9 protein-coding genes and 1 riboswitch are annotated in these 12,039 nt (G+C 39.5%); of the genes, 5 read left to right on the top strand and 4 right to left on the bottom strand.

Going from position 1 to position 12,039, the window contains the following annotated elements; translation table 11 throughout:
- Positions 1–121 precede the first annotated feature (121 nt).
- From BLR60_RS22965 to BLR60_RS22950, 4 genes are all read right to left on the bottom strand, one after another.
- Positions 122–628, bottom strand: a complete 507-nt coding sequence (locus BLR60_RS22965; RefSeq protein ID WP_090504346.1) for a GNAT family N-acetyltransferase — start codon at positions 626–628, stop codon at positions 122–124.
- A gap of 114 nt (positions 629–742) precedes the next feature.
- Positions 743–1,339: a short chain dehydrogenase gene (locus tag BLR60_RS22960; RefSeq protein ID WP_090504342.1), complete on the bottom strand. Its 597-nt coding sequence runs from the start codon at positions 1,337–1,339 to the stop codon at positions 743–745.
- Positions 1,340–1,405: 66 nt separating this feature from the next.
- Positions 1,406–2,539 (bottom strand): histidine decarboxylase, encoded by a 1,134-nt coding sequence (locus tag BLR60_RS22955; protein ID WP_090504339.1) that lies wholly within the window; start codon positions 2,537–2,539, stop codon positions 1,406–1,408.
- Between the two features lie 152 nt (positions 2,540–2,691).
- Positions 2,692–4,299: a S41 family peptidase gene (locus BLR60_RS22950; RefSeq protein ID WP_090504337.1), complete on the bottom strand. Its 1,608-nt coding sequence runs from the start codon at positions 4,297–4,299 to the stop codon at positions 2,692–2,694.
- Between the two features lie 190 nt (positions 4,300–4,489).
- Between BLR60_RS22950 and murQ the strand changes: the two genes are divergently transcribed.
- From murQ to metF, 5 genes are all read left to right on the top strand, one after another.
- Positions 4,490–5,293 (top strand): N-acetylmuramic acid 6-phosphate etherase, encoded by an 804-nt coding sequence (murQ, locus tag BLR60_RS22945; RefSeq protein ID WP_090504334.1) that lies wholly within the window; start codon positions 4,490–4,492, stop codon positions 5,291–5,293.
- 97 nt (positions 5,294–5,390) lie between these two features.
- Positions 5,391–5,957: a hypothetical protein gene (locus BLR60_RS22940; RefSeq protein WP_090504330.1), complete on the top strand. Its 567-nt coding sequence runs from the start codon at positions 5,391–5,393 to the stop codon at positions 5,955–5,957.
- 38 nt (positions 5,958–5,995) lie between these two features.
- A complete protein-coding gene (locus BLR60_RS22935) occupies positions 5,996–6,751 on the top strand; it encodes a Bax inhibitor-1/YccA family protein (protein WP_090504327.1) in 756 nt (251 codons plus the stop codon).
- A 114-nt stretch (positions 6,752–6,865) separates the two neighbouring features.
- A riboswitch (SAM riboswitch) is annotated at positions 6,866–6,969 on the top strand.
- 134 nt (positions 6,970–7,103) lie between these two features.
- A complete protein-coding gene (gene metH, locus BLR60_RS22930; protein WP_090504325.1) occupies positions 7,104–10,820 on the top strand; it encodes a methionine synthase in 3,717 nt (1,238 codons plus the stop codon).
- Positions 10,821–10,888: 68 nt separating this feature from the next.
- The gene (gene metF, locus BLR60_RS22925) at positions 10,889–11,842 is read left to right on the top strand and encodes a methylenetetrahydrofolate reductase [NAD(P)H] (protein ID WP_090504322.1); all 954 of its coding nucleotides are present in this window, start codon (positions 10,889–10,891) and stop codon (positions 11,840–11,842) included.
- The last annotated feature ends 197 nt before the right edge of the window (positions 11,843–12,039 follow it).

Below are 12,039 nucleotides of genomic sequence, written 5' to 3'. Positions count from 1 at the left end.
AATTGAAATGGCAAAAAAAGCAAATGAAAAAATCTAATAATTAATGCTCCTCAAAAAAATCTGTTACCGAATTACTAAACTATTACAAGGATGACGACCGTACTACAACTAATGCTTAAAACTACTTCAATTCAATTTTCCAGCTTAACATATCATCCACTTCGCCAATATGGATGAAATTGTTTTTTTCTAAAATAGAATAAGAGGCCACGTTATCTTTGGTAGTAGCGGCAAAAATTGATTTTACTTTAGGCTGTTCCCTTGCCCAATCTATTATTCGGCCTACCGCTTCAGTCATAAAGCCTTTACCTCTAAATTCTTTATAGGTCCCATAACCTATCTCGATTTCTCCATTCTGGTCAGGCTCACCAACAAAACAAATATCACCTACCATTCTATTGTCCGGTTTGGATATAATCGTCCATAAGGTATGATACAGGTAATCTTTATCCTTGTCAAAAACGTTAGGTAAAATCGTTTGCTCTAACGCCTCCTGAAGCGAAGGAGAAATGTTTTTCTTGGTTGGTAGAAGGCCAAATTCTTTTTCTAAAGAATGATCATCCTTAATGTATTTTAAAAGTTGATCGTGGGTTAAAGGTTTTAAAATGAGGCGTTCTGTTTCTATCATATTCGTTTTGTTATATCGACTAATATAAAACTTTGGGTTTTGAATAAGTAAAATTTTACGATAAGCTTTGATTAAATCGTGATGTGCTCGGCTTGCTCAAATCGCCGAATCTTTTTAATAAACTTTAATAACCTTGCCCGTTAAAATACCCAATACACTTTTTTCATAGGCTTTAACTACCTTCTCCATGCTAACGGGGATTTCTCCGGGGAAAGATTCGAAATAAGCAGGAGAATCTTCAACCACGTTAGGGCTAACAGCATTTATACGAATCCCGTTTCCAAGTTCCGGAGCAGCTGCCAAAACAAATGAATTTAAACCTCCATTTATGGTACTCAATGCTGAACCAGCAGCAACAGGACTTTCGGCCAATATACCCGATGTTAATGTAAATGATCCACCTTTGTTAATGTAATGCTGACCTATCAGCACCAGGTTAACCTGCCCCAATAATTTATCCAGCAAACCACTTTTAAACACTTCGCCAGTTAACTGATTTACAGGTGCAAACGGACCTTTTCCGCTTGTACTGATCAAGGCATCGAAAGCACCGATATGCTCAAACATATTTTTGATCGATGTTTCATTGGTAATGTCTACCTGAACATCGCCTTTAGTATTTCCTACACGAATGATTTCGTGTTTTGATGCAAATGCTTCAGCTACTTTTTTGCCCAGTGTACCTGTTGCGCCTATAATAATTATTTTCATTTAAATCTGTTTAATGTGTATGGTCATCATTAAACACCGGGTTGATTTGAAATGTTTGTACAGGGGTCAATCCTGCAATACTGTTTCATTTTTTAGGTCGGTAATTAGGAGGTCGATATGCGATTGCGTTACATTTGGCATGCAGATAATATGCGAATTTCCCTGCTCTGCTGCCAGTTGCCATTTTTTACAGATTCTCGCAGATGGGGTGGGAAAGTTTACGGTAATGGCATTTTCATTTCGCCAGGCAGCGATACCTAGTGCTTTAAGTTTTTGCTCAGCATAAGCTGCGGTTGCTAAGCTGTGCACAGCCCTGCTCTTTAAACCTGATATGCCTAAATGTTTAATTGTATGCCATAAAAACAAGGGGCTATGGCCATTTCTCGAACCTGTAATGGTTGTATCAACACTTCCTATATAAGCTACCGAACGGACAATTCTATCTCTATTCGATTTTTTGGCCACTACCACCCCGCAAGGCATGGGTGAGCCTAAAAATTTATGTCCGCTAATGGCGATGCTGTCGGCACCATCTTCGAAATCAAATGCTGGCCTTGGTTCAACGAGTGCGCTATAGGTGCCAGAAAGCGCCGCATCTGCATGGATATAATAATGTTGGATAGCTAGTTTTTTCAAGATGCCTTTGATTTTAGCCACATCATCACGTGCTTCAGTCATGGTGGTGCCAATATTGGCCATAATAATAACAGGCATTTGTCGATTCATTCTAATGGTATACTCCAGGTCTTCATAATCGATTTCTCCGTTTTCCTGCGTACGGATAACGATATTCGGAATATTCAGTAAATGCAGGTTTTTTTGCACACTGTAATGTGTAGCTTCTGAGTAATAAACCATTCCTTTCGGATGTAATTCGCGTGCAAGGTACAAGCCATATAGATTACCTTCTGAACCACCATTGGTAACATAACCCCACCAATTATCAGCTGGTGCACGAAAAAGTTCAGCAAAAAATTGTACTACTTCTTTTTCCAGTTCTCGGGATCCAACACCGTATGTGGAGTTAACAAAAGGATCACCAAGGTTATTCATCGGGTATTTTAAAAAGTCAGAAAGTGCCTGGTAATCAAAATCTTTAGCTACCGGATAACCTAAGAATAAATCGGTTTGTTCCTTAACCTTTTCCAAAAGAGCTTCCAAAACTTGTTGGTCTTTTGCTGCTAATCTACTCGCTTCCATAAAAGATATGATTTGCAGGCAAATTTACTAAACCAAAATATAGTATTAAAAATTGTTTTTAAAATAGAATATTATATGTTTTTAATCTTGTTAATTAAAATATAATTTCAAATTTATGAATTGATTTTGCTTCTTAAGCATATAAAATATGGCTATTGAAGGTTAAGGAGTGCTTGCCTTACCGCATTGTCGGTTTGGTTAACGGCCTTGTAATAGCCTACGTCGCCCAAATAATAGCGACAAAGTAAAGCTTTAAGATCATTTAAGATCACGTTTTTAGAATTGTACAATTGAAAGCGATCTATTGCTACATTTTTGCGTTGAAGAAACCCGATAAAGTCTTTAAAGTCGTTATCGTTTATGGTAAAGATATTGATGTTCTGTTCTACAAAACTAGCACTATACTTATTGGTAAGTACATTAAATACGTAATCAGAAAGTATTTTCTTGCTGACTAAATTACTATAAAACTTATTGTAGCCATTGGTGTCCAGTTTCACAAATACATCTGGTTGGATACCGCCAATCGGCTTAACTTTTTTATTCGGTTGGATATTTACCCCTTCGGTTTTCTCAATAGAATCCTGGAAAGATGTATGGTCTCCCGTAAGTTCCCCATCCGTCATCCGTTCATCTAATTCATGTTTATAAGCATCATAACCTTTTTTGTACGATTTCTGGATACTTTTGCCGGATGGTGTATAATATCTCGCGATGGTTAAATTCAATGCAGATCCATCGCCAAAAGCAAATTGCTCTTGTACCAAACCTTTACCAAAAGAGCGGCGGCCAACAATAATCCCACGGCCCAAATCCTGGATGGCTCCGGCTACAATTTCGCTTGCCGATGCTGTATTTTCATTAATCAGTACAGCCAGCTTACCATTTTGAAAGGATCCGGTACCGGTAGAAAAATAATCGGTACGTGGCTCATGTTTGCCCTGGGTATATACGATGAGTTTGTTTTCGCCCAAAAACTGATCGGCCAGACCTGTGGCCGCTGTAAAATAACCACCCCCATTATCGCGCAGATCAAGAATCAGTTTCTTCATGCCCTTTGCTTTCAGGTTATTAGCTGCAGCAGTGAAATCATTATCCGTATTGGCGCCAAATTTACTGATCCGCACATAGCCAGTTTCATTGTTAATCATGTAAGCTGCATCAATACTGCTGATGTTCACTTTACCGCGGGTAACCATAATGCGGTTGCTCTGTGGCGCTCCCGGGTGCAAAAGCACTACGCTTACGCCGGTGCCAGATTTGCCTTTGAAACGGCCGGTAAGTTGATCTTTAGGTAGGTTTCGTCCGCTTACTACTGCAGTATCAATACTTAGGATCTTATCGCCAAGTTTAATCCCCGCCTGATAAGCTGGCCCATCCTTAACCACGCCGGTAACCATCATTGTATCATTAAGCATATAATATTCTATTCCTACACCTTCAAAATTTCCCTCCAGATTATCGGTCATATCTTGCACATCAGTCGGTGGCAGGTAAACACTATGTGGATCAAGCTGATGCAAAACACTATCTATGGGTAAGTTTTGCAGCGAATCGGTATTAATGTCATCAACATAATTACCGTTGATGATGTGTAAGATTTCGTTTAATTTTTCATCGCTATTTTGAGCGAGCTGAGGGCTTTTTTTAACGCCAAAGCCTTGATCTTTAATGAATTTTATGCCCAAAAACATGCCGACTATTAAGATCACAGAATAGCTTAAAGCGATAAGCATGTTGTTTTTGGTGTTTTTTTTCATTGGCGTTACCGCAAATTTATGAAAATTAGCGGGTTGATATATTTTTTAACTGCATTTTCATGTCTTTTGTTTATAATATTTAACATTAAATAACGCCTGGCACAGTTGGTTAAAATTTATGGTAGATATTTTTTAGATTTTTAGCCTAGTTTTTAGAAAGAATTTACCGAATTTTATCAAAATTAAATTTATGAATAGAGTTACCGAGCAGGAATCTAATTATGACCACATTGATCAGATGTCGGTATTAGAGGTTTTGCAGGGCATTAATAACGAAGATAAAACTGTAGCATTTGCCGTTGAAAAATCTTTGCCTCAAATCGAAAAATTAACATCGGCCGTGGCCGAACGCATGAAAAAAGGCGGTCGTCTCTTTTATATAGGTGCAGGCACCAGCGGTCGTTTAGGTGTGGTAGATGCTTCAGAATGCCCGCCAACTTATGGTGTGCCGTTTGATTGGGTTGTAGGGATTATTGCCGGCGGAGACACTGCCATTAGAAGAGCGGTAGAATTTGCTGAAGATAATGCTGAGCAAGCCTGGAAAGATCTTCAGGAATTTGATATTAATGAAAAAGATTGCTTGGTTGGCCTCGCCGCGTCAGGTACTACGCCATATGTAATTGGTGGATTAAACATGGCGCGTAAACATGGTGTTTTAACGGGTTGTATTGTTTGTAATGCCGGTGGCCCTATTGCTGCTGAATCTGATTTTCCGGTTGAAGTTGTGGTTGGACCTGAATTTATTACCGGCTCTACACGCATGAAATCCGGTACAGCGCAAAAAATGGTATTAAATATGTTGAGTACCACGGTGATGGTTCAGCTGGGGCGTGTAGTTGGAAACAAAATGGTCGATATGCAGTTAACTAATCATAAACTGGTAGATCGTGGCACGCAAATGGTTGCGGATGAACTGAATATTGGTTACGATGAAGCCGCCGAATTGTTAACCCGATATGGAAGTGTACGTAAAGCCGTAGAAGCAGGACAATAAGAAATGAGAGAATGATTGAAAGATAAAATGATGTAAGGTAGAAACAAACTTACATTCATTTATTCAAAATTCACTCATTCAATAACTAGAGAAAAATATGCACGAAATTGAGCCTTATTACCAGTGGAGAGATGATTATATTTCGGCGGAAGATGAGCGTTCGCCATTTTACAATACCGAGTATTCAGAACTTTACTTCGATAAGCAGATATATAATTTTTTATTGCACCCACAGTGGGATGAGTTTGGTTCGAACACATTGTACATGAAGGTATTATATGCTGATTATGATCGAGGCTATGCGATTATTGAGTTTATAGGCGAGTGGAACGATGCCATTAATAACGACATTATGTTGCTGAAACGCGATATTTTAGAGACGATGATGGATGAAGGACTTAATAAATTTATCCTGATCGGTGAAAACGTTCTTAATTTTCATGCCTCTGATGATAGTTATTATGAAGAATGGTTTCAGGAAGTAGAAGATGGCTGGATTGTTGGGGTGAATTTTCAGGAACATGTGATCAGTGAATTTCGCGATAATAGCATCGATTATTACATTAACTTTGGCGGTGCGTTTGACAATCTGCCTTGGCGTACATTAAAGCCATTACAGTTCTTTAAAAAAGTTGAAGAACAGCTGACAAAAAGATTGAACTAAATTTTTATTTTTATATAATTTATCACACAAAAACTAAAATGGAACAACAAAATTATCAATACCAAGACAACAGTGTTTTCGTTCAGGAACGATCTGTTTCTAAAAAATTCTTTGCCAACGTTTTCTTATGGATGTTTGTGGCGTTAAGTTTATCTACAATCGCTGCCTATTTATTCGGAACTAATGAGCAGTTGATGCAATACCTTTTAAATATCAACCCTGCAACTGGAAAAGTGAGCATGTCAATTTTTGGCTATATAGCAATGTTTGCACCGCTGGGATTAGTTCTTTTAATGGGATTGGGTTTAAGTAGATTATCATTACCTGCATTAATCGGCGTTTTCGTTCTCTATTCAGTACTAACTGGAGTGAGTTTAAGTTTTATCTTGTTAACTTATACCTCAGGTTCAATCGTGAGCTGTTTTGCAGGAGCTGCCGGAATATTTGGAATTATGGCATTTATGGGGTACACAACCAATATCGATCTAAGTAAATTTGGACCGATTCTAATGGTTGGGGTTATTGGTTTAGTAATTGCCAGTGTAATTAATATGTTTATTCAAAGCGAACAGTTCAGCTTGTTTATGGCATTTATTGGAATTGCAATATTTACAGCATTAACAGCCTATGATGTGCAAAAAATCAAAAGAATTGGTGAAGGAATTGAAGCAAGCGGCGAACAGGTTCTTCAGGTTGAAAGTAAAAAGATGGCCATTGTAGCTGCATTGTCTTTATACCTTGATTTCTTAAACATATTCCTTTTCTTATTACGCATTTTCGGAAGCAGAAAGTAAACGCAAAACCGAATAATATTTTAAAGGCCGTGCAGAATTGCATGGCCTTTGTAATTTTATTTGGCAGCAAAGCGATAAATTTTGGAATTGATGTAGCTTTGTTGCATTTTTGTATGCTTATTAAGAAAGACGGAGGGATTAGACCCAACGAAGTCTTAGCAACCTGTAACCTACAAGGTGCTAAATTCTATTCTGCAAATAGCAGAAAAAGATAAGTTTAGGATTACGATTCACGTACCAACTTTTTAAATAAGCCTTTTAGAGACTTGAGACAATAGATTTGAGGTTTTAGACATTGCGTCTAATCCATTCTCATATCTAATCTCTCATATCTCAAATCTTACAACAACAAATGGGTATAAGAGAAGAATTAGAGAAACGTATTTTAGTGATTGATGGTGCAATGGGTACCATGATTCAGCGATATAACTTAAGCGAAGAAGATTTTAGGGGAGAGCGATTTAAAAACCATCCCTGTGATGTAAAAGGCAATAACGACTTGCTTAACATCACGCGGCCTGATATTATCAAAACAATACACTTGGAGTACCTGGCCGCTGGTGCCGATATTATCGAAACCAATACCTTTAGTACACAGCGCATTTCCATGGCCGATTACCAAATGGAAGATCTTTCTTACGAAATGAGTTTCGAAGGCGCACGGGTGGCAAAGGAGGCTGTAAATGAATTTATGGCCGCAAATCCTGACCGTAAATGTTTCGTTGCCGGTGCTATCGGGCCAACAAACCGTACCCTTTCCATGTCGCCAAATGTAAACGACCCTGGTTTTAGGGCGGTTTATTTTGATGAGTTGGAAGAAGCTTATTACGAGCAGGTGCGTGGATTGGTAGATGGTGGTTCTGATGTATTGTTGATTGAAACTATTTTCGATACTTTAAATGCCAAGGTGGCTATCGTGGCCATTAAAAAATATGAAGAAGTAATAGGCCGTAAACTGGAGATCATGATTTCTGGTACCATTACAGATGCTTCCGGGCGAACACTTTCAGGACAAACTGCCGAAGCTTTCTTAAACTCTGTAATGCATGCAAAACCATTAAGTATTGGTTTTAACTGTGCTTTAGGTGCAAAAGAAATGCGTCCGCATATTGAGGAGCTGGCCACAAAAGCAGGTTGTTATGTTTCGGCTTATCCAAATGCAGGTTTACCAAACGAATTTGGTGCTTACGATGAGCAACCACACGAAACTGCCCACCTGGTGGATGATTTTATTGCCTCGGGTTTTGTAAATATTGTGGGCGGCTGTTGCGGCACCACACCTGAACATATTGGCTGTATTGCTAAAAATGCCCGGAAAGCCGAACCCCGAAAATTACCTGAGCTTCCGGCATACATGCGTTTAAGTGGATTAGAACCAGTAACCATTATGCCCGAAAGCATTTTTGTAAACATTGGCGAGCGGACCAATATTACCGGTTCTCCAAAATTCTCCAAACTGATTTTGGGTGGAGATTACGAAGCTGCATTAGCCGTTGCCCTGCAACAGGTTGAAGGTGGTGCACAGGTAATTGATGTGAATATGGATGAAGGGATGCTCGATTCGGAAGCAGCCATGACCAAATTCTTAAACCTCATTGCCTCCGAACCTGATATCGCCAAACTGCCGATCATGGTCGATTCATCAAAATGGTCGGTGATTGAAAATGGTTTAAAATGCCTGCAGGGAAAAGGAATTGTAAACTCCATTTCCTTAAAAGAGGGTGAAGATAAATTCCGCGAAAGTGCCCGTAAAATTATGCAATATGGTGCTGCCGTAGTGGTAATGGCTTTTGATGAGCAGGGACAGGCCGATAACTACCAACGCAGGATCGAAATTTGTAAACGCAGTTACGATATCCTGGTAAGCGAAATTGGCTTCCCACCAGAAGATATAATTTTCGACCCGAATATTTTAACCGTAGCCACCGGACTGGAGGAACACAACAATTACGCGGTCGACTTTATTAATGCTACCCGTTGGATTAAAGAAAACTTACCTCATGCTAAAGTGAGTGGAGGGGTTTCTAATATTTCGTTCTCATTCAGGGGAAATAACGTGGTACGTGAAGCCATGCACTCTGCCTTTCTTTATCATGCCATTCAGGCTGGGTTAGATATGGGCATCGTTAATGCAGGGATGTTAGAGGTTTATCAGGAAATTCCACCCGAATTATTGGAAAGAGTAGAGGATGTACTTTTAAACAGAAGAGAAGATGCCACAGAGCGGTTGGTAGAATATGCAGATACCGTAAAATCAAAAGGGAAAGAGGTAGTTAAAGACGAAGAGTGGAGAAAAGGTTCTGTTGAAGAAAGATTATCACATTCACTGGTAAAAGGAATTGTAGAATACCTGGATGATGATGTGGAAGAAGCCAGGCAAAAATATGCCCGCCCGATCCAGGTAATCGAAGGACCATTGATGGATGGGATGAACATTGTTGGTGATCTTTTTGGTGCTGGAAAGATGTTCTTGCCCCAGGTGGTAAAATCGGCCAGGGTAATGAAAAAAGCCGTAGCCTACCTGTTGCCTTTTATTGAGCAGGAGAAACTGGATAATCCAGATCAGAACCAAAATTCTTCAGCAGGAAAAGTGTTGATGGCTACCGTGAAAGGAGACGTACACGATATTGGTAAAAATATTGTGGGCGTGGTATTGGCCTGTAACAATTTCGAAATTGTAGATATGGGCGTGATGGTTCCGGCGCAGGATATCATCAAAAAAGCCAAAGAAATAAATGCTGATATTATTGGTTTGAGTGGATTGATCACACCATCATTGGATGAAATGGTTCACTTTGCCAAAGAAATGGAACGCGAAGGTTTTACCATTCCATTGATTATCGGTGGTGCCACCACTTCACGTATCCATGCAGCGGTAAAAGTAGCGCCGAATTATTCAGGTCCTGCAATTCACGTATTAGATGCTTCAAGAAGTGTTACAGTTTGCAGTACTTTAATGAATCCTGATACGAGAGATGAATATATTGCAGGAATAAGAGCTGAATATGATAAAGCCCGCGAAGCCCATTTAAACAAACGTTCTGATAAACGTTTTAAAACGCTGGAAGAAGCCCGAAATAATAAGTTTAAGATCGATTTTCAACCTAATCTACCTGTTCCCGAATTTACTGGTACCAGGGTTTTCGATAATTATCCCTTAGAAGAACTGGTTCCGTATATCGATTGGACACCATTTTTCCATACCTGGGAGCTCCGCGGAAGTTATCCGAAAATTTTCGATGATAAAAATGTAGGCGACGAAGCAAAGAAACTGTTTGATGATGCACAGACTTTATTAAAACGCATCCTCGATGAGAAACTATTAACAGCAAGAGCAGTAATTGGTTTCTGGCCGGCAAATGCGGTAGGAGACGACATTGTTTTAGAAGTCCGAAGTCCGGAGTCCGAAGTCGGAAGTCTGCCCGTCGACTCAGAACTGAGAACCGAAAACTCCCAACTGGTAACTATTCACACCCTCCGCCAACAGGCCGAAAAAGTAGATGGGCAGCCATATTATGCTTTATCTGATTTTATTGCGCCAAAAGAAAGCGGAATTCAGGATTATTTTGGTGGTTTTGCGGTAACTGCAGGTATTGGGATTGACGAACTGGTGAATGAGTTCGAGTCCAATTACGATGATTACAACAGTATTATGGTCAAAGCACTGGCCGATCGTTTGGCAGAAGCCTTTGCCGAGCGCATGCACGAGCGTGTACGTAAAGAATACTGGGGTTATGCCAAAGATGAAAAACTAAGCAATCAGGAATTAATTAAAGAGGAATATGCAGGTATCCGCCCCGCACCAGGTTATCCTGCCTGCCCTGAGCACACCGAAAAAGGAACTTTATTCCAATTGCTTGATGCAGAGAACAAAATAGGATTGCGTTTAACCGAAAGTTATGCCATGTACCCAACAGCTGCGGTAAGTGGTTTTTACTTCGCACATCCAGATTCACGATATTTTGGATTAGGAAAAATTACCAAGGATCAGATTGAAGATTATGCCATCAGGAAAAATATGCCGATTGAAGAAGTAGAGCGATGGTTAAGTCCAAATTTAGCTTATTAACCCCCGTCCCCTTAAGGGGAGGGAATTACAAACAAATTAAAATTTAAGGCCCCTTTAGGGGTTGGGTTATGAAGATTACAGACCATATAAAAAACGCAAAGGGTAAAACCTTATTCTCTTTTGAATTATTGCCGCCCATCAAAGGGCAAAGTATACAATGGATTTATGATGCGATAGAGCCATTGCTTGAGTTTAATCCGCCTTTTATCGATGTAACTTCGCTGCGCGAGGATTACATTTATAAAGAACAGGCTAATGGTTTGCTTCAAAAGGTATCTTACCGTAAACGTCCGGGTACCATTGCCATTTGTGCAGCCATTATTCATAAATATAAAGTTGATGCCGTTCCGCACCTCATTTGCGGTGGATTTACCAAAGAAGAAACTGAAAATGCATTGATCGACCTACAGTTTTTGGGGATTGATAATGTTTTGGCTTTGCGTGGCGATGCCCGTAAGGCAGATGGGAATTTTGTGCCAACTCCTGGCGGGCACTGTTATGCAACAGATTTAATCGAGCATATCAAGAACCATAACGAAGGTAAATTTCTGCACGAAGATGTAGAAACTTTTAAAAGTGATTTCTGTATCGGTGTTGCAGGTTATCCGGAAAAGCACTTCGAAGCACCCAATATGAGTACAGATTTCAAATATCTGAAAAAGAAAGTTGAAGCAGGAGCGGAGTTTATTGTTACGCAGATGTTCTTCGATAACCAGAAGTATTTCGATTTTGTAAAGAAATGTAGGGAGAATGATATCAATATTCCAATTATACCGGGTTTGAAGCCCATCAGTACCTTATCGCAGCTAAATGTATTGCCCAAGATATTCCACATTGATTTACCAGATGAGTTAACGGATGCACTATCGCATGCTAAAAACAATAATGAGGCAAAAGAAATTGGTACGGAAGCGATGATCAAACAATGTAAAGAACTAATTGATTTTGGTGCGCCTGTATTACACTTTTATACCATGGGTCGCCCAGAGCAGACCAAGCAAATTGCGAAGGCTATATTTTAAGGACAGAGCGACGAGGCTTTATTATGAGTATAAAATTTCCATCTGAGGGATAATTTATTGTATGAAAATCAATATGATTGAAAACTAAATTTATTAGGTGATGTCCCTCGTGAGATCTTCATCCCCAACTTAATTGGCGATCTTAATACAAGTGTTTAGATGCCGGCTTGCGCGAGAATGACAACTGCATTTGTCGA

The organism is Pedobacter terrae (assembly GCF_900100705.1).
GTDB lineage: Bacteria > Bacteroidota > Bacteroidia > Sphingobacteriales > Sphingobacteriaceae > Pedobacter > Pedobacter terrae.
This window is presented reverse-complemented; position numbering and strand designations above follow the sequence as displayed.